Source organism: Myxococcus dinghuensis (genome assembly GCF_024198235.1).
GTDB lineage: Bacteria > Myxococcota > Myxococcia > Myxococcales > Myxococcaceae > Myxococcus > Myxococcus dinghuensis.
Window position 1 is genome coordinate 649,835 of sequence record NZ_JAKCFB010000001.1, and the last position, 23,245, is coordinate 673,079.

Consider the following 23,245-nt stretch of genomic DNA (forward strand, 5'->3'; position numbering starts at 1 on the left):
TGATTCCGGACATCGATGTCCGATGTGTCCGGAACTCTAGCCTCGTGGTTGGAACCCGGCGACGGCTTTACCTTGCGCGCCATGACTTCCACTCCGACCGCTCCCGCGCGCTCGCCCGACGTCTCGGGCGGCGCGGCCCACTCCGAACGACTCCCCCTGCCGAGCCTGCTCGCCCTGGCCATGGCCGCCTTCATCACCGTCCTCACGGAGGCGCTGCCCGCGGGCCTGCTTCCCCGGATGAGCGTGGACCTGGCGGTGTCGGAGTCCATGGTGGGGCAGCTCGTCACGCTCTACGCGCTGGGCACGTTGCTGACGGCGATTCCCCTCACGGCGGCGACGCAGGGCTGGCGCCGCAAACCCTTGCTGCTCGTCGCCATCGCCGGGTTCGCCGTCGTCAACACGCTCACCGCGGTGTCCACGCACTTCGTGCTCACGCTCGCGGCGCGGTTCTTCGCGGGCGTGTTCGCGGGGCTCCTGTGGGCGCTCGTCGCGGGCTACGCGGCCCGCATGGTGCCCGCGCATCTCCAGGGCCGCGCGATGGCGGTCGCCATGGTGGGCACGCCGCTGGCGCTGTCGCTCGGCGTGCCGGCGGGCACGTTCCTGGGGGCGGCCGTGGGCTGGCGCTCCACGTTCGGCATCATGAGCGTGCTCACGGTGTTCCTCGTGGGCTGGGTCCTCGCGAAGCTCCCGGACTTCCCGGGGCAGGCGGCGGACCAGCGCCTGTCCCTCGCGAGCGTCTTCACGTTGCCGGGAGTCCGCTCCGTCCTGTTCGCCACGCTCGCGTTCGTGCTCGCGCACAACGTCCTCTACACGTACGTCGCGCCCTTCATCGTCCCGTCCGGCTTGGCGGAGCGCATCGACGTGGTCCTGCTCGTCTTCGGCGTGTCCGCGCTCGTCTCCATCTGGCTCATCGGGGTGATGATCGACCGGTGGCTCCGGGAGCTGATGCTCGGCAGCACGGCGCTGTTCCTCGGCGTGGGCGTGCTGCTCGGTCTCTGGGGGAGCACGCCGGCCGTGGTCTACGCGGGGATGGCGGCGTGGGGGCTCGCCTTCGGGGGCGTGGCCACGCTGCTCCAGACGGCGTCCGCGAAGACCGCGGGAGAGGCGGCGGACGTCGCCCAGTCGATGCTCGTCACGGTGTGGAACATCGCCATCGCGGGCGGTGGGCTCCTGGGCGGTGTGTTGCTGGAGACGGTGGGGGTCCGCGCGTTCCCCTGGACGCTCGTGCTGCTGCTCGTGCCCACGTCGTGGGTCGTGTGGCGGGCGCGGCGTCATGGTTTCCCGCCCGCGATGAGCAGGGGGTGACGCGGTCGAGCCCTCGCCTGGGCTGGTGCGGGTTCGGAGCGCTTCAGTCCGGGCGCGAGGCTTCAATCAGCGTGAGCAGGACCGGAGGCATGGGGTCGTCCGGGTCGAGGTCATGGGCGTGGCTGGCCATGGCCGCCGCCTCGTCGAAGCGTCGCTGGTCCTTGAGGAACTCCCCGTACGCGACATAGGCCTTGGCGGAGGTGGGCTCCCGCTGGATGCGGTCGAGGAGCGGCTTCTCCTTGGCTCCCGGAGGTTGGAATGCCTCCAGGGGAGGGCAGGAGTCGTCGTACCGTCCCTGGATGTGCTTGACGTAGGCGCCGGGCGCGTGGCCCTGCACGGCCTTCAGCAGAGGGGCGGGCCTCGCCTTCCCCCCGCGGGGACAGAGGCCGAGGACCGCGACGTACTGGCCCTTCGTCAGGCCCGGGAAGTCGTCGGACTTCCTCACCCCCACGCCGCTGCTTCTGTTGGCCACCCGGACCCAGGTCACCCGGGCCGCGAGTGTGTCGAGCGCGGTTCGGGCCTCGGCTTCGCTCTTGCCTCCTCCGACGATGACGATGTCGAAGGGGCGGGACTCGGGCTCCCGCGCCAGCACCGGCGCGGACATGCACAGCATGAACACGAACAAGGCGCGTGAGGTCATCCCAACAGTCTATGCAGGTTGCCCAGACGGCGCTGGTGGGGCGCCGCGTCGGTGAGAGAATCGGGCGAGGAGGTCGCCCGCACCGATGAAGACCCTGACCGAGTACCTGTGGTTCGAGACGAAGCAGCGCCGGGAGCTGGTGCGCCTCACGGACACGGTGTCGTCGCTCGTCCGCAAGAGTGGCATCCAGGAAGGCATGGTGCTCGTGTCGGCGATGCACATCACCGCGGGCGTCTTCGTCAACGATGACGAGGCTGGTCTCCACGAGGACATCTGGGCGTGGCTCCAGCAGCTCGCGCCCGAGGGGCCGGACTACCGCCACCACCGCACCGGCGAGGACAACGGCGACGCGCACCTCAAGTCGATGCTCGTCCATCACCAGGTCATCATCCCCGTCACCGCGGGGAAGCTGGACCTGGGGCCATGGCAGCAGGTGTTCTACGCGGAGTTCGACGGCCAGCGCCGCAAGCGCGTCATCGTGAAGGTGATGGGCGAATAGTCCCGCCCACCCCGCGATGCGGCTCCAGCCCCTTCATCGGCGTCGAGTGCCTGCCGCTCAGGCCTCGTTGGAGGGCTCCGGCCGCTGGCCGGGCACGCGCAGTCCCAGCCGCTCCAGCTCCCCGCGCAGCTCCGGGGGCAGGGGACTGGTCACGTGCATGGGGCGCTTCGTCTCCGGATGCGCCAGGCCGAGCGCCCGGGCGTGCAGGAAGAAGCGCCCCAGCTCCGGGGCTTCGCGCCCTCCGTAGAGCGTGTCGCCGACGATGGGCGCGCCGATTCCCGCCAGGTGCGCGCGCACCTGGTGCAGCACGCCGGTGAAGATGCGCACCTCCACGAGGCTGTATTCGCCCGTGCGCTCCAGCACCCGGAATCGCGACACCGCTTCGCGCGCGTCCTCGGCGCCGTGCGGAGCCGGCTCCACGCGGTCCGGATGTCGCGGGTGGTGGCGCAGGGGCAGGTCGATGTCGCCCTCGTCCGCGAGCGGCCCCGTCACGAGCGCCAGGTAGCGCTTGTCCACGGCGCGCTCCCCGAAGGCATCTCGCACCGTCGTCCACGCCGCGCGCGTTCGCGCCGCGACGAGCACCCCGGACGTCTCCACGTCCAACCGGTGGCACAGCCCGCCCTCGCGAGGGTCGACGGACGCCTGGGCGCACTCGGGGAAGCGCGCCACCAGGGCGTTGGCCACGGTGCCCGTCTCGCCGGACTGGAGCGGATGCGACGGCTTGCCCGCGGGCTTGTCCACGAAGAGCAGCGCGGCGTCCTCGTGCAGGACGACGAGGGGGAAGTCCTCGTCCGGGACGGCCTCGCGCGTCTCCTCCTCCAGCTCCACCGCGACCTGCTGGCCCGCGGCCACCAGCAGGCCCTTCTTCGCGGGGCGGCCATTCACCTTCACCGCGCCGGCCTCGAACAGTCGCTTGAGCCGGGCGCGCGACAGGCTCAGCGCGTCACCGACGAACAGGTCCACCCGCTGGCCCGCCTTGTCGGCGGCCACGGCGAAGGTGTGCAGCTTGGGAGCGCTCACTCGGAAAGTGCCTCGTAGACTTCCTCGGCCGTCTGGAACCGGTCGTCCGGCTCCTTGCGGATGAGGCGGTGGGCGACGCGCGCGAACTGCGGGTCCCCGTGAAGGTTCAGTGCCAGCACCGGCGGAGGCTCTGTCTCCAGCACCTGCCGCCACAACTCGTGCGGCGTCTTCGCTTCGAAGGGGGGCCGCCCGCTGAGCAGCTCATAGAGGATGACCCCCAGGCTGTACAGGTCCGAGCGTCCATCCAGCGGCTCGCCGAGGATCTGCTCGGGCGCCATGTAGCGGTAGGTGCCCACCAGCTTGCCGGCCTCCGTGATGGCCACGTCGTCCGCGAGGAACTTCGCCAGGCCGAAGTCCATCAGCCGCACCTGGCGGTCCTCGTCCACCATGACGTTGGAGGGCTTGAGGTCGCGGTGCACCAGCCCGTGGCCGTGGATGTAGGCCAGCGCCTCGCACAACTGGAGCATGGTGTCCTTGAGGCGCCCCATGCGCTCGGGCCGGTTCAGCTCCTCCTCGCGCAGCAGGCGCCCGTCGTCCGCGGGCTTGCGGGGCGGGGGCGGCGGCGGGAGGTCGAAGCCCTCCAGTGAGTCGTCGGAGTCGGGGCTGTCGTCTCCCATGCCCCCGAAGCCGCCCATGTCCTCGCTCGGCGCCTCCTCGTTGAAGGCGTCCAGGCTGAACAGCCCCGCGCCGGGCGAGGAGGTCCCCATCGAGTCCGAGATGCTGTCGCTGCCCGGACCGAAGTCGTCGTCCTCCGTGCGGCGCACCGACAGCGGGCTGCGCGGCACGCTGCTGCTGCTGGGCGACACGAGGTCGTCACCTCGGATGTCCAGGTAGTGACGCAGCGTGAGCCCTTCGATGAGCTCCATCGTCAGATAGGGCCAGCCCTGGTGTACACCCGCCTCGAAAACCTTCACCACGTTCGGATGGGAGAGGTCGGCGAGCGTCTCGAATTCGCGCACGAGTCGCTTCGCGGCCCGCTCGTCCAGGGCCGGTCCGGCCGACAGGAGCTTGAGCGCGACCTCGTCGTTGGTGCGGCGGTCCAGGGCCCGATAGACGGTTCCCGCCCCGCCGCTGCCGAGCGTCTCCAGGACGCGGTAGGGACCGATGACCTTCGGGGGCATGCGTGCCGCGGATCCTACGGAGCACGTCGCACCAGGGTCAAACTCCGTGACGCCTGGTTGCATGGTCCAAGGCAGAACATTCGCGCGCTCATTTCACTTTTCCGGGAAAACCTGGGAGAACGCTGGAGCGCATGCAAGTCGGGAAGTATCAACTCGTCCGGAAGCTGGCCTCGGGGGGCATGGCGGAGGTCTTCCTCGCGAAGGCCGCCGGCCCCATGGGGTTCGAGAAGACGCTCGTCCTGAAGCGGATCCTCCCGCATCTGGCCGAGGACCCGGCGTTCGTCGAGATGTTCCTGGGCGAGGCGCGGCTGGCCGCGCAGCTCGAGCACCCGAACATCGTGCAGATCTTCGACTTCGGCGAGGCGGACGGCAGCTACTTCCTGGCGATGGAGTTCATCGACGGGCCCACGCTGCGCAAGCTGGTGAAGCGCGCGGCGGAGGTCCCGTTGCCGCCGGTGGTGTGCGCGAAGCTGGTGTCGCTGGCGGCGGAGGGGTTGGCGTTCGCGCATGACTTCTGCGACCCGGAGACGGGCTCGCCGCTGGGGATCATCCACCGCGACGTGAGCCCGGACAACATCCTGGTGTCGCGGCAGGGCGCGGTGAAGGTGGTGGACTTCGGCGTGGCGAAGGTGGCCGGGCAGGGGCACCGCACGCAGACGGGCGTGGTGAAGGGCAAGGTGGCGTACATGCCGCCCGAGCAGCTTCGCACGCTGCCGTTGGACCGCCGGGTGGACGTGTACGCGCTGGGGGTGGTGCTGTACGAGCTGCTGTCGGGGCGGCGTCCGTTCGACGCGACGACCGAGGCCAGCACGATGCAGGCCATCCTGTTCGAGCCGTTCATCCCGGTGACGGCGCGGCGCGCGGACGTGCCGCCGATGCTGCAGGTGATTCTCGACAACGCGCTCGCGAAGGACCGGGACGCGCGCTACCCGGACTGTCGCGCGTTGCAGTCCGACCTCGAGCACTTCGTGCTGTCGTCGGGCGAGGCGGTGGGGGCGTACCAGCTCTCGCAGTTCGTGACGAAGGTGATGGGCGACTCCTCGACGGGGCCGCTGATGGGCTCTCCCGCGCACGGCGTGGTGGGCAGCGGTGGGGCGCCGCGACCGGCGGGCAGCGGGCCGAAGCCGTTGAGCGCGTCGCGGTCGATGGCGGCGCCGTCCGCGCCCTTGGAGCGTCCACGTCCGGACGCGGTGGACGTGACGGCGCCCACGACGCCCGCGCCGCTGGCGGTGGACGCGGTGCTGGGAGGTGGCGCGCCGGCTCGAACCCCGGCGCGTCGCAAGGGCACGACGCTCCCCCCGCAGGCGGGCCTGCCCATGGAGGCGGGGGCGGGCGGAGGGGGTGGGTGGAACTCCTCGCGCATGGCCGCGGTGACGGCGCCCCTGGCCACGACGCCCCTGGCCACGGCGAAGAAGGATGGGACGGAGTCGGAGGTCGCCGGGCCCGACGAGGACCACATCTCGACCGGCGTGCAGGTCTCCTCCGGAGTGACCAAGGGCCGGGGCATGCTCGTGGCGGCCCTGGCCTTGGGCGGCGTCTTGGCGGTGGCGGGGGTCGCGCTGCTGTGGCCCGAGCGCGCGCCGAGCGTCGACGTGAAGCCCCTGCCGGTGGGCGCGGGCGAGGCTTCGCGAGGAAAGGGGGCGCCCCCCGTGCGCGAGCCGACTCCCGTCGCGGAGGCCCGCCCCGTCGCCGAGGCCGCGCGTCCGGGCGCGACGGGAGACGCCCCGGTGGCGCCGACGCAGCCCTCCGCGCCACCGCCGGAGGACCCGAAGCCTCCGGAGCCCGTCGTCGTGGCGAAGGTGGAGCCGGCGGCCCCGGTCGAGTCGGAGCCCGCGCGGGAGGCGGCGTCGGCGAAGTCGTCGGAGGAGCCTTCGACCAAACCCGCGCGTCCCCGCGTGGCGGTGCGGGCGCCCGTGGCGAAGGGGTTCCTGGAGATTCGCGTGCGCCCGTACGCCGTGGTGAAGATCGACGGGAAGTCGTACGGCCAGACGCCCCTGGACCCCGTCGAGCTGACCGAGGGCAAGCACACGCTGAAGCTCTCCAACGCCGACCTCGGCAAGGACGTCACCAAGGTCGTCGAGATCAAGGCGGGGAAGACCACGCCCATCCGTCACAACTTCATGGAGGAGTGACGCGGACGCGTCGCGTGCGACGCGTCTCTGCCGTGGGTGTCGAGCACCGCGCGCGCCAGGTCGACGAGGCGCGCGCGCAGGGACTCGGGCTCCACGACCTCCACGCCGGGGCCCGCCTCCAGGACCTGGGCCAGCGCGATGGACTCCCGCTCGAAGTCCACGGTGGCGGTGCGCCGACCGTCGCGCTCCCTCCGTCCCGCGTCGAACCGCGCCGTGTCCGTCGGCGGACGCATGCGCCGCAGCGTGGCCTCCGCCTGGGCCGTCAGCCGCAGCGTCACGTCGTAGCGCGGCCGTTGCCCGGCGAAGCGCGCGCACCAGTCCCTCCAGAAGGCCAGCAGGTCGAAGCGCGCCGGGCGTTCGAAGGTCTCCCTCCGCAGGCGCACGGCCTCGATGCGCGAGCCGCGGTAGACGCGCGGGCCCTTGTCCGTGCCCGCCACCAGGTACCAGCGCTCCGCCTTCAGCACGAGCGCGTAGGGCTCCACGACGCGGCGCCCCGCCTTCCCGTCGAAGTCCCGGTACCCGAGCGAGACACGGCGGTTCTGCCAGGTCGCGTCCCGCAGCACGCCCAGGTGGGGCACGTCCTCCTCCTGCGCGAAGAACGACGCGGCGTCCACGTGCAGCCGTTGCCGCGCGTACTCGAGCGCGGGTTGCTGCAGGGCGGGCAGCGCGGCCGACAGCTTCACCAGCCCGCTGCGCAGCGGCGCGGACAGGCCCAGGGCTCCCAGCCCACCGGGCGCGCCGCTGATGGCGGCCAGCGCGTGCAGCTCCGCGCGCGTCAGCCCGGTGAGCTGGGTGCGCCAGCCCTCGACGAGCGCCACGCCGCCGGCGGCCCCGCGCGTCGTGTACACCGGCACGCCGGAGCGCGAGAGCGCGTCGAGGTCCCGGTGGATGGTCCGCTCGGAGACCTGGAGCTCGCGCGCCAGGTCGCCCGCCGTCATCCGCGGGCGCGTCTGCAGGAGCAACATCAAGCTGACGAGCCGGTCCGCGCGCATGGTGCCCCCACTGTAGCGGGGCAATCATGACAGGAGGTGTCAGGATTGGCCGCGTAGGGTGGCCGCCAGCACTGACTGGAGGAGGTCCACCCTGGAGAAGCCACTCGAAGGACGTATCGCGCTGGTCGCGGGCGCGACCCGAGGCGCGGGACGCGGTATCGCCACCATGCTCGGCGCGGCGGGCGCGACGGTGTACTGCACGGGCCGCAGCGTGCGCGGCAACCCCGCGTCCGGGCCGAACCGGCCGGAGGTCCTGGAGGAGACCGCGGAGCAGGTCACCGCGCTCGGGGGGCGAGGCATCGCCCTGCGCGTGGACCACACGGTGGAGGAGGAGGTCGCCGCCCTCTGCGAGCGCATCCAGAAGGACGCGGGGCGCATCGACGTGCTGGTCAACGACATCTGGGGCTGCGACGCCATCTCCGAGTTCGGCGTGCCGTTCTGGAAGCAGTCCCCGGCCCTGGCGCGCACCATGTTCGAGCGCGCCGTCTTCACCCACCTGGTCACCAGCCGCTACGCGGTGCCGGTCATGCTCCCGCAGGAGCGCGGCCTCCTCATCGAAATCACGGACGGGGACTCGTTCGGCTACCGGGGCAGCCTCCCGTACGACCTGACGAAGATGACCGTCATCCGGCTGGCCTTCGCCATGTCCCGCGAGCTGCGTCGCACCCACCTCACCGCGCTCGCGGTGACGCCCGGTTTCCTGCGCTCCGAGGAGATGCTCGACAACTTCGGGGTCACGGAGGCCACCTGGCGCGACGCCGTGAAGAACGAGCCCGACTTCATCGCCTCGGAGACCCCCGCGTACGTCGGCCGGGCCGTGGCCGCGCTCGCCGCGGACCCGCGGGTCGCCGCGAAGGCGGGCCGCGTCCACAGCTCCTGGGGACTGGCCCGCGAGTACGGCTTCACGGACCTGGACGGGAGCCAGCCGAACTGGGCCGAGCACTTCGAACGCGCCTACGGCAAGCCCTACCGCGTGGCCGACGCGGCCGCCTACGAGCCCTGGCTGGACGGCCCCATCGAGATCGTCCGGCCCCAGTGGCCCCTCTATTGAGGCCCTGAGGTCCGTCGCTGCCCACCTTGGCCTACATGGGTGCGGGGCCTGGGACCACTCATCGGTTCCAGGCGACCGCCCAGGGGGACGGAGTGACTGTTGAGCCACGCTGGCGTGGACGCGACGCGGCGTCACCAGTAGGGTGCGCGGCTCGAATGGAACGCCCCCTAGTGGTTTCCGCCCTCGAAAGTCAGGTCAAGGCCCGGCCCGTGCCGCGCCACGTGGGCATCATCATGGATGGCAACGGCCGGTGGGCGGAGTCGCGGGGGTTGGACCGGCTCGAGGGCCACCGCGAGGGGAGCTCCAGCGTGCGGGAGGTGACCCGCACCGCCCGGCGCCTGGGCATCCAGGCCCTGACCCTGTACGCCTTCTCCTCCCAGAACTGGGCCCGCCCGGCCGAGGAGGTCGCCGGGCTGATGGACCTGCTGCGTGAGTACCTGGAAGGGGAGCGCGCGGAGATCCTCGACAACGGCATCCGCCTCAACGCGGTGGGAGATGTCGGACGTCTGCCCCGGTATGTGCGCGACCCGTTGGACCGGTTGATCGCCGACTCGGCCCACAACACCGGCATGGTGCTGTCGCTGGCGCTCTCCTACGGGGGCCGGGAGGAGATCCTCCAGGCCGTCCGGCGCATGGCGGAGGCCATCTCCAAGGGGGAGCTGTCCGCGGCGCAGGCGGAGGAGTCCGACTTCGAGTCCTTCCTCTGGACGCACGGGCTGCCGCCCCTGGACCTGGTGGTCCGCACCAGCGGCGAGCTGCGCATCTCCAACTTCCTGCTCTGGCAGATGGCGTACGCGGAGCTGTGCTTCACCGACGCCCTCTGGCCGGACTTCCGCACCGAGGAGTTCCTCCGCTGCGTGTCGCAGTACCAGCAGCGTGAGCGGCGCTTCGGGCTCACTTCCGCCCAGGTCAAGCGGGAGGACCCCCCTCAACAGGCCAAGGCGTGAACGACAAGAACAGAAACCTCGTCGTGCGCATCGTGACGGCGGTGACGCTCCTGCCGCTCGTGTTGCTGCTGCTCCTCCTGGGCGGCGTCTGGAGCGCGGGCCTGCTCGGGTTCGCCGCCGCGGCGTGCGTGGGCGAGTACTACCTCATCGTCCAGAAGCGCCTGACGGTGGCCTCCTGGGTGGGCATGGCCTTCGCCGCGGTGATGCCGTTCCTGCCGCTCAAGAACGCGGCGGGCACGGGGGAGACGGCCTTCTGGCTCACCGTGGTCTTCGCCTTCTTCGCGTGGATCTACCACCTGTTCAAGGGCCCGCTGGCGGAGGCCCCCACGCGCACGGCGCACCTGGTCAACGGCTTCCTCTACGGCGCGGTGGGGCTGACGGCCCTGTCCGCGCTGCGCCTGTTCCCCGGGGACGGGCTGGCCTGGGTCATCTGCGCGCTGACCATCACCTGGGCCAACGACACCGCCGCCTACTTCTTCGGCCGCTTCCTGGGCAAGCACAAGCTCTACCCGGAGGTGAGCCCGAACAAGACGTGGGAAGGCTTCTTCGGCGGCATGCTGGGCTCGGTGGGCGGCATGTTCATCGCCCGCGGTTTCTTCTTCCCCGTCTTCACGGTGTGGGACTGTGTGCTGCTGGGGCTCGCCGGCGGCGTGCTGGGCCCCATCGGCGACCTGTGCGAGTCCATGCTCAAGCGCGCCTATGGCGTGAAGGACTCGGGGTTCCTCATCCCGGGGCATGGCGGCGTGCTGGACCGCATCGACGCGCTGCTGTTCAACGCGCCGCTGGTGTTCGTCTACGTGCAGTTCGTGCGTGGCCTGTTGCCGTAGAAGCGTGCGATTTCGCTCGCCCGGACGCCCGCCGGGCCCAGATGTGCGTTGTCCGGCCCGAGGGGCACGATTACTCTTGCCCCCATGTTTTCACTCCAGGGCATCGGGGCGTTCTTGCTGTTGTTGGGGGTGCTCGTCACCGTCCACGAACTCGGCCACTTCCTCGTGGCCAAGGCCTGTGGCGTGAAGGTCTTGAAGTTCTCCATCGGCTTCGGTCCGAAGCTGGTGGGCTTCACGAAGGGTGAGACCGAGTACCAGATCGCGCTGCTGCCCCTGGGCGGCTACGTGAAGATGGCGGGGGACCTGCCGCACGAGGAGCTGGACCCGAAGGAGGCCAGCCGGGGCTTCCTCGCCCAGCCCCCGTGGAAGCGGGGCCTCATCGTCCTGGCGGGCCCGGCCTTCAACTTCATCTTCCCCGTCCTGGTCTACTTCTTCGTCTTCATCAGCCCCCACCAGACGACCTCCACGCTGGTCAGCTCCCTGGACCCGGGCATGCCCGCGGCGCTCGGGGGCGTGCAGCCGGGCGACCGGGTGACGTCCGTGGACGGGGTGGCGGTGCGCTCGTTCGAGGACATGCGGGACGCGTTCGAGGGGCGCTTCGAGCGCCCCATCCCGCTGGTCGTCGAGCGCGACGGCAAGCCGCTGACGCTGACGGTGACGCCGCGCAAGACGGTGGAGACGTCCGTCATCGACACGGTGGAGCGGGGGATGATCGGCGTGTATCCCGCCCCCTTCCCGCCGACGGTGGGTGTGCCCCAGGGGTCGGCCGCGCAGGCGGCGGGGCTGCGCACGTTCGACCGCGTCCTGTCCATCAACGGCGTGCACGTCGCGGACGAGGTCGCGCTCTACCGGGAGCTGAACCACCTGCCGGAGGGCACGCCGCTGAAGCTGGTGGTGCGCCGCATGGTGCCGGTGGACGCGGGCGCGGTGACGGGCGCGATGCCGGAGGTCGTCGAGGCGACCATGGCGCGTCAGCCGGGCACGGGCCTGGCGGCGTTGGGCGCGGAGTCCTCGAACCTGTACATCGGCACCGTCTTCCCGGGCAGCGCCGCGGCCAGGGCCGGCCTCCAGGCGGGCGACCGCATCCTCTCCCTCAACGGCGAGAAGCTGGAGTCGTTCTCCTCGCTCCAGGCGAGGCTGAGCACCCTCAAGGAGGAGCCCTTCACCCTGTCGTGGCGGGGCGCGGACGGCGCGGAGCAGACGCAGCGGCTCACCCAGGCGCGCGTCGAGTTCGAGGACGTGATGGGCAACAAGTCCTCCCCGCTCATCCTCGGCGCGGCGCGCTACCTGCCGCCGTCCGCGGACCGGGGCTTCGAGGACAAGGTCTCCATCCAGTACTCGCCCGGGGAGGCGCTCCGGCGCGCCTCGCTGCGCGTGCCGCAGCTCATCGCCCAGACGGTGAAGTCGCTGGGCGGGCTGTTCGTGGGCACGGTGCCGTTGGATCAGCTCGGCGGGCCGGTGATGATGGCGCAGTTGGCCGCCCGCACCGCCGCCATGGGGTCCGAGGCGTTCCTGGACCTGATGGGGGCCATCTCCATCAACCTGGGCGTCGTCAACCTGCTGCCCATCCCCATCCTGGACGGCTTCGCGCTGCTGGCCGCCGTCTGGGAGGGCATCCGCCGCCGCCCCATCCCCGTGCGGGTGCGGGAGGTGGCGAACATGGTGGGCCTGGCGCTGCTGTTCCTCCTGATGTTGCTCGTCTTCAAGAACGACCTGACCCGCTAGAGGCCTCATGCGCGCGAGCACCGCCGTCCTCCTCCTGGGCCTGGGACTGACGACCGCCTGTGCCTCGCGCGCGGCGAAGCCGGATGCGGCCCGGGAGGACGCGCCGGCGCCCGGCTCGCCCCGGGTGACGCGGCGCGAGCAGATGCCCCGCTCGTACGTGGGCGAGGGGCTGGCCTCGTTCTACGGCCCGGGCCTGCACGGCCGGCCCACCGCCAGCGGCGAGCGCTTCAACCAGCACGCCCTCACCGCGGCGCACCGCAAGGCGCCCTTCGGCGCGTGCCTGCGGGTGGTGAACATGGAGAACGGCCGCTCGGTGGAGGTCCGGGTGAACGACCGGGGGCCCTTCGTGGAGGGGCGCATCATCGACGTGTCGCGCGCGGCCGCCTCGAAGCTGGACATGCTGGACAAGGGCGTGGTGCGCGTGCGGCTGTACCGCTGCCGCGACGCCGTGTCGGAGATTCCCCAAGCAATGTGGGCCGCGCCGGTGTAGTGAGCCGCCCATGTTCCTCGCGCTGGACACCTCCACGCTGACGTTGTCGCTCGCCCTGGTGGAGCGCGGTCCGGACGGTGCCGTGCGGACCGTGGAGCACGTCGTGGTGGGCCCCCCCGCGAAGCAGAGCGAGGTGCTGCCCGGCGTCGTCGGGGAGCTGCTGGCCCGGCAGGGTGTGACGCTGGCGCGGCTGGAGGGACTGGCCGTGGGCCTGGGGCCGGGCTCGTTCACCGGGCTGCGCATCGGCCTGGCGACGGTGAAGTCGCTGGCGTATGCGGCGGGCCTGAAGGTGGCCGGCGCCTCGTCGCTGGCCGCGGTGGCGCTGGAGGGCCCCGAGGACGTGCCGCTGTACTGCCTGGCCGTGGCGCGCAAGGACGACCTGTACCTGGGCGCCTACGTGCGCCGGGGGAGCGCGGTGGAGGCGCTGGAGCCGGAGACGGCCATGTCGCCCCAGGAGGTCGCCGCGCGGCTGGCGGCGGAGCCCCGGGCGGTGGCGCTGGGGCCGGCGCTGGTGGACTACCGCGCGGCGCTGGAGAAGCACGGCGTGGCGCCGCACCGGCTCTTGCCGGGGCCCGCGTTCCCGTCCGCGGTGGAGCTGGCGCGGCTGGTGCGCTTCCCGGAGGACTTCTCGCTCCAGGCGCTCTTCGCCATGGAGCCGCACTACGTGCGCGCGTCGGAGCCGGAGCGCAACCCCAAGTTCCCGCCGCTGCCGGGCCCGGTGCCCACCGCGCGGCTGAAGGAAGACTGAGGCCCCCGTCCGTGGCGCGCGCCCGCGCGTCCGGGGGAGGCGAAAGGACACTCCGATGAAGGACGATTTTCAGATTGCCGTGGTGGGCGCCACCGGCGTGGTGGGCCGCGAGGTGCTGGCCGCGCTGTATGCCCGGGACATCCCCGCCGAGCAGGTGCGGGCCTTCGGCTCGGAGCGCTCCAAGGGGTTGGAGGTGGAGTACGGGGAGGACTCGCTCGAGGTGGAGCGCGCCACGCCGGAGGCCCTCCGGGGCGCGGGCTTGGTGCTGCTGGCCACCCCCGCGGAGGTCTCCCGGACGCTGGCCCCCGCCGCGCAGTCCGCGGGCGCGTGGGTGGTGGACGCCAGCTCCGCCTTCCGGGGGGACGGCAACGTCCCCCTCGTCCTGCCGGGCTTCAACACGGAGGCGCTGTCCGCCGCCTTCAAGGGCCGGATGGTGTGCCTGCCGGGCGCCGTCACCACCGCCGCGGTCCACGTGGTGGATCCGCTGCGCCGGGCCTTCGGCGTGGCGCGCGCGCAGCTGACGGCCCTGATGGGCGTGTCCAGCGCGGGCGTGCGCGGCGTGGCGGAGCTGGAGAAGCAGACGGCGGACCTGATGTCCGGGCGGGAGCCGGATCCCCACGCCTTCCCCCACCGCGTGGGCTTCAACCTCGTGCCCCAGGTGGGCGGCTTCATGGTGAACTCCCCGTGGACGGAGGAGGAGGGCGGCTGGACGCTGGAGTCCGCGCGCCTGTTCTCGAGCCGCGGCGAGGTGCCCGTCATCGCCGGCACGGCGGTGCAGGTGCCCAGCTTCTACGGCCACGGCCTCACCCTCAACGTGCAGTTGAAGAAGGCGGGCCCCGTGGAGCAGGTGCGCGCGGCCCTGAAGACGTCGCCCGCCCTCAAGGTGCTCGACGCCCCGGGCGAGCGCGTCTATCCCATGCCCATGCTCGTCACGTCCGACCCCACGGTGCATGTGGGCCGCGTGCGCGCGTTCCCCCAGGCCCCGGAGTGGGTGACGCTGTTCGCCGCCGTGGACAACGCCACCCGGGGGGCCGCCCTCAACCTGGTGGAGACCGGCCTCAAGCTGGCCGAGCGCCCCGCCTGACAAATTGGCACACGGCGGGAGGGGGGCCTGCCTGTTTGGCGCGAGGAGACGGCGGGAAGTGGCCGAAACCCGGCCCGCGGGAAGCAGTTGTGAGTGGCCTCCCGCTTGCTAGCCTCCGCTCACCCATGCGCCTCACACTCGCTGTCTCCCTGCTCTTCGCATCGGCCGCCCTGGGGCAGTCCGTGTCCTTCTCCGGCACGGCCATCCAGAGCAACGAGATCGTCGTCTCGAAGGCCGACTGCGCCACCCCCAAACAGGTGACCTGGACTCGGACGGGGAACGTCGCCTGCGACACGCTCTTCATCTGGCTGTCCGACGAGAACTGCACCGGGACCCCGGGCACCGGGGACCTGACCCTCAAGGAGATCTCCCAGGGGGACACGGTGTCGCTGACCGGCACGTTGACCTTGCGGATGAGTGATGCGCTCACGAAGGGTGGACTGACCTGCGAGGGCCAGACGACCGAAAAGACCTTCAAACTGTGCGCGACGACGAAGACCGTGGACACCTTGGGGCAGTGCAAGGACACGGACTCGAACGTCGGGACGACTTCCGTGTCGTTCATCTTCGACCCCTCGCCGCCGGTCGCTCCGGACGCGCCGAGCGTGACGGGGCTGGACGGCGCGCTGAGCGTGTCGGTGTCGGTGCCGAGCACCGCGACGCAGCTCCGGGTGGAGGTGGTGTCGCTGGTGGCGGGTGAGGACGGCGGCACGCCGACGGCGGGGGATGTCGTCAGCTCGAAGGATCAGGCGACGGACAACACCACGTTCCGGATGGACAACCTGGAGAACGGCGTCCAGTACGGCGTGCGGGCCTTCGCCTTCGACAAGGCGGGCAACCAGAGCCCGGCTTCGGCGCTCTCCACGGGCACGCCCATCCCGAGCAACGGGTTCTGGGACGCGTATATCGACGCGGGCGGCAAGGAGACGGGCGGGTGTGGGGCGGGCGGTGGTGGCATTGCGCTGGGGGCGGTGCTGGCGGCTCTCGGCTTCTGGGTGACGTCGAGGAGGAAGCAGTCATGAAGCGGGCAACAGCCCTGGGTGTGGCCCTGGTGTGCGCCAGCGCGGCGCTCCCGGCCTGGGCACAGGAAGAGCAGGCGGTCGTGGTGCCCGAGGGGCCGATTGAATCCCCTCGCAGCGGTGCCATCGTCGTGCGCGCGGGCGGGTACAAACCGGAGATCGACAAGGAGAAGGCGCTGAACGGCGCCACGCCCTACAAGGACACCTTCGGCGAGTCGTCGCTGCTCGTCATCGAACTGGAGATGCAGCGCTTCTTCTACCAGGGCATCGGCACGGCGGGCGTGGGCCTGTCGGCCGGCTACGGCGAGAAGTACGCAGCGGCGAAGCTGGCGGGCGGCGGCAACGCGGCGGAGAAGACGGCGCTGAAGCTGGTGCCACTCCAGCTCAACGGCTTCTACAAGTTCGACTACGCGGCGTTCGAATGGGGCATCCCCCTGGTTCCCTACGGGAAGCTGGGCCTTGTCTACACCCCGTGGTGGGTCACGAAGGGTGACAGCACGAACACGGCCCAGGGCATCAAGGGCTCGGGTGGCAAGTGGGGATGGGCCGCCACGGCCGGGGTGTCCTTCCTGCTGGATGTGCTCCAGCCGCGCTTCGCGCGCGACTTCGACTCCGACCTCGGCGTCAACCACAGCTACCTGTTCGCCGAGTACTCCTACGCGGATGTGGACAATTTCGGCGCAGGTGGGCTGGACCTGTCCAGCCGGCGCTGGATGTTCGGACTCACGCTGGACTATTAGCGGCGCATGCCGCTCGCTCCGAGTCGTCTCCGCGCTGTCGTGACGTTGGGGTTGATGGTCGCCGTGGGCCCCTGGGCCACCGGCTGCCATCGTTCCGTCCGGGTGGACCTGGGCGAGGACCGGACCGTCGAGGCGGGCGTCCCGGTGGAGCTGGGCTCGAAGGAGCCCGGCGCTCCGAAGGTGACGTGGGAGCCGGGGGACGGCACGCCGACGTTCGAGGGCGCGCGCCTGTCCCATGCCTATGCGCGCGCGGGGACGTACACCGCGCGGGCGCTCGTCTCCGGTGAAGAGGTGGCGCGGGTGAAGTTCACCGTGGTGCCCCGGCCGGTGCTGCGCGCCGTGCCCGCCCAGGCGCGCTCGGTGCTGTGGATTCCCCGACTGCGCGGCAACCTGGAGCCGCTCGTCGACTTCTACGAGCGCCTCATCGGCGCGGAGAACGCGCGGCAGGAGCTGGAGGCGACGCCGCTGATGGCGCTGCTGCTGCGCGGCATCGACGGGGGCCCGAGCGTCGTGGACCCCGACGAGGGCGCGGGCTTCTTCTTCCTGCCGGAGTTCGACGGCACCGTGGCGCTGGTGGGCGTGACGGAGCCCGAGGCGGCGATGGAGGCGGTGCTCCGGGCGGCCCAGGAGGCGGGCCACGAGGTGTCGCCGCTGGAGGATGGCGCCGCGCGGCTGCGCTCCGCCGAGGACGGCGAGGAGATGCTGCTCTTCACCGACCGGGGCTACCTGTACCTCGTCGTGCCGGAGTCGCCGGAGGTGCCGGAGGACGGCGCGCCGGTGCAGGCGATGGCGGTGGTGCCGCCCGCGCCGACGACGGACATGGCGTATCCGCGCCAGGTGGTGACGGGCCTGACGGGCGCGGGGTTGTCCGAGGAGCCGCTGCTGCACGAACTGCGCGCGAAGGTGGCCGAGGGCAGCGTGTACCTGTACTCGGGGCCTCCCGCGGACGATGGCGAGGAGCCGCCGCCGCTGCGCGGGGTGTTCGCCTCGCTGTCGGTGAAGCCGGACCGGGTGGACCTGGATGGGTTCATGTCGTCCACGCGGCCCCTGTTCCAGGGCGCGAGCGCCCCGGCGTCCGCGCTCCTGTCTCAGACGGCCTTGGGTCCGGTGGCCGCCGCGCAGCTCTCCATCCCGCCCGAGGAGCTGGCGAAGCTGGCCTTCGGTTCACCGGGCTCGGAGCGGCGGGTGCGCACGCTGGAGCGTTGGCGCGAGCGCGGGCTGGACGCGGAGGCCCTGCTGAAGGCGCTGCGCGGCGACGTGGCGATGCTCGTCTACTTCGACGCGCCGGCGTTCCTGAAGCACCTCATCCAGAACAAGAGTCCGGAGGTGCGCGGCTCGGTGCTCGTGGACGCGGGGCTGACGTCGGCGGAGCCGGTGCTGCGGCTCATCGACGAGCACCTCGAGGCCTCGCCGCTGCGCTACCAGGCGGAGAAGGTGGCGGGCGGCAAGGTCTACCGGACGCTGCTGAAGGGCCAGCCGGTGGAGCTGAAGGTGGGCCCGGAGCGGGCGACGCTGGTGGCCGGGGAGGTGCTGGAGGGCCGGCCCCGGGGCGACGTGGGCGCCGCGCTGCGTGAGCGCTTCGGTGGCGAGGCGTTCGGCGCGGGCCATGTCTCGCTCATGGTGGACCTGGGGCAGTTGCGCGCGGACCTGCGGGCGACGAAGGCGGTGCCCGGCGTCTCCACGGCGGAGCTCGTCACGGCCAAGTCCTTCATGGGTGCGCTGCTGGAGCAGCTCACGCCGTTGGAGCTCGGCTTCCTGGACTTCTCGCTCGTGGAGGGTGGGGCGCGCGTGAAGGGGCGGCTGACGGTGCGCGACGACGGCTGGGAGTCCATGCGGTGAGCCCGGGCACGTCCATCACCGTGCTGTACTTCGCCGCCGCGCGCGAGCGGGCGGGGTGTGCCCGCGAGGTGGTGGAGGTCCCCGAGGGCGCGAGCGTGGCGGAGGTGCTGCGCCTGCTGGCTGGACGACACCCGGGGTTGGAGCGGCTGTTGCCGCACCTGCGCGTGGCGGTGGACCAGGCGTTCGTGGGTGTGGATGCGCCCGTGCGTCCGGGCGCCGAGGTGGCCTTGATTCCACCGGTGGCGGGGGGAGGACCGGGGGTGTTCTCCGTCGTGGACCGGCCGCTTCGCCTGGAGGAGGTCGTCGAGGCGGTGGGGGGGGACGCGTATGGCGGCCTCGTGACGTTCAGCGGCTCCGTGCGCAACCAGACGAAGGGGCGGCGCGTGCTGCGGCTGGAGTACGAGGCCTACGCGCCCATGGCGGAGAAGAAGCTCGCGGAGATCGGCGCGGAGGCGACGGCGAAGTGGCCCGGCGTCAGGCTGGCCATCGTCCACCGGGTGGGCACGCTGGTGCCGGGAGAGCTGGCGGTGGTCATCGCGGCGGCGGCGCCCCACCGGCAGGAGGCCTTCCGCGGTTGCGAGTACGCCATCGAGCGACTCAAGCAGGACGTCCCCATCTGGAAGAAGGAGTTCTTCGAGGATGGGGAGGTGTGGGTCGGCCTGGGGCCGTGAGGCTCAGTACACGCGGAACGTCGCGGGGACGTTGACGCCGGAGCCCGCGTCCGGTTTCGCCGAGCGCTCCGCGTCCGTGATGGGGCGCATGGGCGTGTCCAGGCCCATGCCCTTGCGCCGCGCGGCCTCCTTCTCCGCGGCCTGTTGGAGGGCGCGAGCGTTGTTCTCCGCCGCGCGCTCGGGCGAGGGCCCCGCGATGAGGAACCCCAACGGAAGGCTCAGGAACAGCAGCCCGACGATGGCGAGCCAGCCCATTTCCTTCCAATCGATGGGGCCGATGCGCTCCTTCACCACGGAGCCCTGCACCTGGAGGAAGAGCTGCCCCTCCGACAGGCGCAGGGTGGAGCCCTCCATCAGCTCCACGGACGTCTTCCCGGGCTGGAGATGGAGCTGCGTGTCGGGGACGGGGCCATAGGCCGTGCCCTTCGTCTTGTGCTCGACCTGGGCCTTGGGTGGCAGATGGATGAGCCAACCCCGCTCGGTGCGCTCGGCGATGAGGAAGGGCTCCTCGGGCAGCGTGAAGCCGTAGAGCGGGAGCACTGCCTTCTCATCGGGTGCGGCGTGGATGCTCGTCTGCTCGATGCCGTAGCTCCACGCCTCGGCGAGGTTCTCGCCCCAATACAGCTCGAAGTACAGCCCACCTGCCACCTTGTTGCTCATCGCGCGCGCAAGCATAAGCGTCCCGGGGGCTTTCGGCCCCTCCATCGACCTCTCGAACGTCCATGTTCGACACGAAACGTCCGCCCGGCTACCCGACACCCCGGATGTACGGCGGGTTCCCGTACGGGGCAGGGCCTCGGCGCGGCGGGTCGACCGGCCGCCTGGTCAGGCGAGGGGCGAGCACTACGGAAGGTGGGACCCCTCGCGCGTGGCTCCAGGCCGAGGAGTCGCAGGCGACGTATCCAGCGTCGCGCCGCGCTCGGTTCGCGCCGCCAACAGGCGTGAGCATCACGCCTCGATGAGGGGCGAGCACTTCGATGCGTCTCGTGCCCGCAGGCGGTCGCGCGAGTCTCTGGGGGACTCCCGAGGCTCGCCCGAGAATCCCTCCCTGTGCTCGGTGCTACCTGGTCCACGTCCTCGGCGTGGTGGGCCTCGGGGCGCGCCTGGGTGCTCCTCGTCCACTGTGGACATCGGGGCATGGCGCGCATGAACGACGAGCAGCTCGCGCCGTGCGTGGGCGCGACACCGTGCTTGCTGGACGCCGAGCCCAGCTTGTCCGTGGGGCGCCATGACAGGGCGCCGTCATCTCGTCGGATGGCTGACCGACAGCGCGTACGGTGGCCATGCATCGCGAGGGAACTCTCGGATGGCCGAGTCGACGCGGCGAGGCCGATGCTTCAGCGTCGAGGACCGTCGTCCTGTGCGTCATCACCACCAGGGAGCCGGCGTTCGAGACAGCGAGCGTGGTCGTGTCTGGGCCCGGCGTGGTTGCTCACTGCTGCGTCCCTGCCTCCGCCGTCGTGCCTGGGGTCGGGATCGGCGTTCGCATGGGAGTCCCCGCATCCGCCGTCGCGGAGGTGGTCGCTCCTGGGGCCGCGCTGGACGTTCGCACGGGAGTCCCCGCATCCGCCGTCGCGGAGGTGGTCGCTCCTGGGGCCGCGCTGGACGTTCGTACAGGAGTCCCCGCATCCGCCGTCGCGGAGGTGGTCGCTCCTGGGGTTGGGCTGGGCGGTCGCACGGGAGTCCCCGCGTCCGAGGTCGCGGAGGTGGTCGCGCCTGGGGTTGGGCTGGGCGGTTGCGCCGGAGTGCCCTCATCCGAGGTCGCGGACATGGTCGTGCCCGGGGCCGCGCCGGAGGTTCGCTCCGGCGTCACCGCAGCCGAGGAGGCCGTCGGTGTGCCGGAGGTCGGTGCAACCGAAACAGGGGAGGGGGCTTGCGCCACGGTCCCCCCATCCGCGGACATCTGCGTGCTGGGCGGTTGTTGCTGTGTGCCCGCGTCCGGTGACACCGGTGTGCCGCCGCTCGTCGGGCCTGTCGCTCCCGCGTCCTGGCTCACCGCGACGGACGGGAGACTGCCCGCGTCCGAGGCGATGACCCCTGCTGGTCCCGCATCGGACAGCCCAACGGTCGCGACGGGCGCAGAGACCTTCGACCCCGCATCCGCTGACACCAGCGCGCTTCCCGTCGCTGCGGGCAGGGTGCCCGAGGCGGGGGTCGCGAGCACTCCCGTGGGCAGTGTTCCCGCGGCGGGGACGACGGGGGGCCCCGGCACCGGACCGGGTGTCGCCGATGGCGCGGTGCCCGCGTCGCCCCCCGTCGTGGTCGCGGTCCCCGCCTGTGCGGACGTCCCCGAGGGAAGGACTCCTCCCATCCTGAATCGCTCGGGAATCGCGCCGCGAATCTCCGTCCCCGCTACGAGCACGATGCCCGCGGAGATGGCGAGGAACCCCAGGGTCTGCGCCACCGTCTCCACGCGCGGAGGCAACCTGCGTCCGCTCGCGGCCTCCACGAGCAGCAACAGCACCCGCCCTCCATCCAGGCCGGGCACGGGCAGCAGCGTCAGGAGCGCGAGCGCCACCGACGCCGCCACCAACGCGCGCAGGACCGAGTCCGCGCCCGAGGAGATGGCGTCCGAGGACTCCTGCCGCACCAGCGCGCCGGGGCCCGCCACGGTGCCGGGACGCGACTCGCCCTTCACGACGCGCAGGAAGAACGCCACGCCCTCCGACGCGAGCTTCGTCGTGTGCACGAACGCGTGCCCCAGCGCCTCCCGGGGCGAATGCGCGCGGTAGACGTATTGCTGGCTGACGCCGATGCGACCCTCGCCCCGCTCGTCCGCACGCGGGCGCACCGTCACCACGCGGGACTCGCCGTGCCGCTCGACCTTCAGCTCGAGCGACTTGCCCACGCCCACCGCCACCTTCTCCACGAAGTCGGACCAGTTGCGCAGCGGCTGCCCATCCACCGTCTCGATGCGGTCGCCCGGCAGCAACTGGGCCCGCGCCGCCTCCGAGCCCGGCGTCACCGTGCCCACCGTCAGCGGCACCACGACGTGCGTGCCCGACGTGTACAGCGCGAAGAGGATGCCCAGCGCGACCAGGTAGTTCGTCGCCGGCCCCGCCAGGATGATGAAGATACGCCGCAAGGGGCCGAGCGCGCGGAAGCTCGCGGACTCCGCCGCGTCCGCGCGGTGCGGGTTCATCCCCTGGATGTGCGCGGTACCCCCGAGCGGCACCGCCCCCACGATGAACTGGGTCCCCCACAGCCGGAAGGACATCAGCGGAGGGCCGAACCCGAAGACGAACCGGGGCACCCGTACGCCCAGCAGCCGGGCGGCGACGAGGTGCCCCAGCTCGTGCAGGGCCAGCAGGGCCCCGAGGGCGAGCAGGACGAGCGCGTATTGCATCCGGACCCGCGGCTCCCTACAGCTTCCGCCGCTGACCGGTCCGCTTGTAGGTCAGGTAGTCGGAGAGGATGGTGCCGTGGTCGAAGCACAGGTCCTGGGGCAGCGCGTCCACCGCGAACGTCCGCGCCTCCGCCGCGTCGTCGGAGCCCGCCGGCTCGCCCTGCGCCGTGCCGATGTAGACGGTGGACAGGGTGTGCTGGCGCGGATCCCGCTTCGGGTCCGAATACGTGAAGAACTGCTCCACCAGCTTCACGTCCAGTCCGGTCTCCTCCTTCACCTCGCGGATGGCCGCGGCGTCCAGGGGCTCGCCCTCGTCCACGAAGCCGCCCGGCAGCGCCCAGCCGATGGGCGGGTTCGCGCGGCGGATGAGGACGATTCGTCCACCCGGCAGCTCGATGATGCAGTCGACCGTGGGCTTGGGGTTGCGATATTCGGGCATGCCACCCAGTCTACCCTCCACGGCGACGAGCGCACTGCACTCGATTCGTTCGTGGGTTATGGTGCGCGCCGTGTCCACCGTGAGACGCTTCCGCCTCCTCGTGCCCGCGCTGCTCGTGAGCGCCATGGCGGGCTGCCTGCCCTTCGACCAGGACGGGGGGGATTACACCTTCACGCCCGTCGAGGTGTTCCGCGACGAGTGCGGCCTGTTCGAGGCCAACAAGGACCGCTTCTTCGGCACCCTCCAGGTCACCGGGCGCGTCGTCCGCCTGGACTTCGGCCTGCTGGACTCGCAGCTCATCGGCTACTTCCTCGCGGAAGGGGATGACTTCTCCCTCGACGGCAGCATCATCAACGCCGTCGCCGACGTCCGGGGCGAGTCGTGCCTGCTCGACGAGGTGAGCATCCACATGGACGCCACGACGCAGTGCAAGACGCGGTTCGACGGCGTGCTCCGGGTGCGCTACGCGACGGAGCTGCGCCCGGCCGAGTGCGGCTGCGAGCTGTGGATGCGTTACGAAGCGGTCAAGGGCGACCAGCGCTGCGACTGAGTCTGCTTGAGCAGAAGCTCGTGGGTTCCTAGAACAGAGGGGTCGTCACCCACTCTGCGG

The 23,245-nt window shown here is 71.6% G+C and carries 22 protein-coding genes; 15 read left to right on the forward strand and 7 right to left on the reverse strand.

Annotated features, from left to right (window positions below; genetic code table 11):
- Positions 1 to 81: 81 nt before the first annotated feature.
- Complete coding sequence (locus LZ198_RS02405) at positions 82 to 1,305, forward strand: MFS transporter (protein WP_253970199.1); 1,224 nt, start codon at positions 82 to 84, stop codon at positions 1,303 to 1,305.
- A gap of 43 nt (positions 1,306 to 1,348) precedes the next feature.
- Here LZ198_RS02405 and LZ198_RS02410 read toward each other — a convergent pair whose 3' ends face one another.
- Positions 1,349 to 1,945 carry a hypothetical protein gene (locus tag LZ198_RS02410; protein WP_253970200.1) on the reverse strand — a complete coding sequence of 199 codons (597 nt, stop codon included), beginning with the start codon at positions 1,943 to 1,945 and terminating at the stop codon, positions 1,349 to 1,351.
- An 85-nt stretch (positions 1,946 to 2,030) separates the two neighbouring features.
- Here LZ198_RS02410 and LZ198_RS02415 point away from each other — a divergent pair, with 85 nt between their 5' ends.
- On the forward strand, positions 2,031 to 2,444 hold the full coding sequence (locus tag LZ198_RS02415; protein ID WP_253970201.1) for a secondary thiamine-phosphate synthase enzyme YjbQ: 414 nt from the start codon (positions 2,031 to 2,033) through the stop codon (positions 2,442 to 2,444).
- A gap of 57 nt (positions 2,445 to 2,501) precedes the next feature.
- On the opposite strand, the gene LZ198_RS02420 is transcribed toward LZ198_RS02415, so the two are convergent.
- Both LZ198_RS02420 and LZ198_RS02425 read right to left on the reverse strand, forming a co-directional pair.
- Positions 2,502 to 3,464 (reverse strand): RluA family pseudouridine synthase, encoded by a 963-nt coding sequence (locus tag LZ198_RS02420; RefSeq protein ID WP_253970202.1) that lies wholly within the window; start codon positions 3,462 to 3,464, stop codon positions 2,502 to 2,504.
- Entirely contained in the window at positions 3,461 to 4,585 is a 1,125-nt protein-coding gene (locus LZ198_RS02425; protein WP_253970203.1) for a serine/threonine-protein kinase, read from the reverse strand. The genes LZ198_RS02420 and LZ198_RS02425 overlap by 4 nt, the downstream gene beginning before the upstream one ends.
- 131 nt (positions 4,586 to 4,716) lie before the next feature.
- Between LZ198_RS02425 and LZ198_RS02430 the strand changes: the two genes are divergently transcribed.
- Entirely contained in the window at positions 4,717 to 6,717 is a 2,001-nt protein-coding gene (locus LZ198_RS02430) for a serine/threonine-protein kinase (RefSeq protein WP_253970204.1), read from the forward strand.
- Here LZ198_RS02430 and LZ198_RS02435 read toward each other — a convergent pair.
- Complete coding sequence (locus LZ198_RS02435) at positions 6,696 to 7,709, reverse strand: helix-turn-helix transcriptional regulator (RefSeq protein WP_253970205.1); 1,014 nt, start codon at positions 7,707 to 7,709, stop codon at positions 6,696 to 6,698. The two genes, LZ198_RS02430 and LZ198_RS02435, sit on opposite strands and share 22 nt — an antisense overlap.
- Positions 7,710 to 7,767: 58 nt before the next feature.
- Between LZ198_RS02435 and LZ198_RS02440 the strand changes: the two genes are divergently transcribed.
- The 11 genes from LZ198_RS02440 (at position 7,768) to LZ198_RS02495 (ending at position 18,850) form a co-directional block, all read left to right on the forward strand.
- Positions 7,768 to 8,760 (forward strand): SDR family oxidoreductase, encoded by a 993-nt coding sequence (locus LZ198_RS02440; protein WP_253970206.1) that lies wholly within the window; start codon positions 7,768 to 7,770, stop codon positions 8,758 to 8,760.
- Between the two features lie 155 nt (positions 8,761 to 8,915).
- Positions 8,916 to 9,707, forward strand: coding sequence for an isoprenyl transferase (locus LZ198_RS02445; RefSeq protein WP_253970207.1), 792 nt, complete (start codon positions 8,916 to 8,918; stop codon positions 9,705 to 9,707).
- The gene (locus LZ198_RS02450; RefSeq protein WP_253970208.1) at positions 9,704 to 10,534 is read left to right on the forward strand and encodes a phosphatidate cytidylyltransferase; all 831 of its coding nucleotides are present in this window, start codon (positions 9,704 to 9,706) and stop codon (positions 10,532 to 10,534) included. Before LZ198_RS02445 ends, LZ198_RS02450 begins: the two co-directional genes overlap by 4 nt.
- Before the next feature lie 84 nt (positions 10,535 to 10,618).
- Positions 10,619 to 12,259 carry an RIP metalloprotease RseP gene (rseP, locus tag LZ198_RS02455; RefSeq protein WP_253970209.1) on the forward strand — a complete coding sequence of 547 codons (1,641 nt, stop codon included), beginning with the start codon at positions 10,619 to 10,621 and terminating at the stop codon, positions 12,257 to 12,259.
- A 7-nt stretch (positions 12,260 to 12,266) separates the two neighbouring features.
- Positions 12,267 to 12,749: a septal ring lytic transglycosylase RlpA family protein gene (locus LZ198_RS02460; RefSeq protein ID WP_253970210.1), complete on the forward strand. Its 483-nt coding sequence runs from the start codon at positions 12,267 to 12,269 to the stop codon at positions 12,747 to 12,749.
- A 10-nt stretch (positions 12,750 to 12,759) separates the two neighbouring features.
- On the forward strand, positions 12,760 to 13,497 hold the full coding sequence (gene tsaB / locus LZ198_RS02465) for a tRNA (adenosine(37)-N6)-threonylcarbamoyltransferase complex dimerization subunit type 1 TsaB (RefSeq protein WP_253970211.1): 738 nt from the start codon (positions 12,760 to 12,762) through the stop codon (positions 13,495 to 13,497).
- A 55-nt stretch (positions 13,498 to 13,552) separates the two neighbouring features.
- The gene (locus LZ198_RS02470; RefSeq protein ID WP_253970212.1) at positions 13,553 to 14,581 is read left to right on the forward strand and encodes an aspartate-semialdehyde dehydrogenase; all 1,029 of its coding nucleotides are present in this window, start codon (positions 13,553 to 13,555) and stop codon (positions 14,579 to 14,581) included.
- 125 nt (positions 14,582 to 14,706) lie between these two features.
- Positions 14,707 to 15,603: an MXAN_2561 family MXYO-CTERM-anchored protein gene (locus tag LZ198_RS02475; protein ID WP_253970213.1), complete on the forward strand. Its 897-nt coding sequence runs from the start codon at positions 14,707 to 14,709 to the stop codon at positions 15,601 to 15,603.
- Positions 15,600 to 16,340, forward strand: coding sequence for an MXAN_2562 family outer membrane beta-barrel protein (locus LZ198_RS02480; RefSeq protein WP_253970214.1), 741 nt, complete (start codon positions 15,600 to 15,602; stop codon positions 16,338 to 16,340). Before LZ198_RS02475 ends, LZ198_RS02480 begins: the two co-directional genes overlap by 4 nt.
- Positions 16,341 to 16,346: 6 nt before the next feature.
- Positions 16,347 to 18,179, forward strand: coding sequence for a PKD domain-containing protein (locus LZ198_RS02485; protein ID WP_253970215.1), 1,833 nt, complete (start codon positions 16,347 to 16,349; stop codon positions 18,177 to 18,179).
- The gene (locus LZ198_RS02495; RefSeq protein WP_323381838.1) at positions 18,176 to 18,850 is read left to right on the forward strand and encodes a molybdenum cofactor biosynthesis protein; all 675 of its coding nucleotides are present in this window, start codon (positions 18,176 to 18,178) and stop codon (positions 18,848 to 18,850) included. The genes LZ198_RS02485 and LZ198_RS02495 overlap by 4 nt, the downstream gene beginning before the upstream one ends.
- Before the next feature lie 3 nt (positions 18,851 to 18,853).
- Here LZ198_RS02495 and LZ198_RS02500 read toward each other — a convergent pair whose 3' ends face one another.
- The 3 genes from LZ198_RS02500 to LZ198_RS02510 all read right to left on the reverse strand — a co-directional run bounded on the left by LZ198_RS02500 (position 18,854) and on the right by LZ198_RS02510 (position 22,635).
- Positions 18,854 to 19,510 (reverse strand): hypothetical protein, encoded by a 657-nt coding sequence (locus LZ198_RS02500; RefSeq protein ID WP_253970216.1) that lies wholly within the window; start codon positions 19,508 to 19,510, stop codon positions 18,854 to 18,856.
- A 772-nt stretch (positions 19,511 to 20,282) separates the two neighbouring features.
- Complete coding sequence (locus tag LZ198_RS02505) at positions 20,283 to 22,196, reverse strand: site-2 protease family protein (protein WP_253970217.1); 1,914 nt, start codon at positions 22,194 to 22,196, stop codon at positions 20,283 to 20,285.
- 16 nt (positions 22,197 to 22,212) lie between these two features.
- Positions 22,213 to 22,635, reverse strand: a complete 423-nt coding sequence (locus tag LZ198_RS02510) for an NUDIX domain-containing protein (RefSeq protein WP_253970218.1) — start codon at positions 22,633 to 22,635, stop codon at positions 22,213 to 22,215.
- Positions 22,636 to 22,705: 70 nt separating this feature from the next.
- Here LZ198_RS02510 and LZ198_RS02515 point away from each other — a divergent pair, with 70 nt between their 5' ends.
- On the forward strand, positions 22,706 to 23,185 hold the full coding sequence (locus LZ198_RS02515) for a hypothetical protein (protein ID WP_253970219.1): 480 nt from the start codon (positions 22,706 to 22,708) through the stop codon (positions 23,183 to 23,185).
- The last annotated feature ends 60 nt before the right edge of the window (positions 23,186 to 23,245 follow it).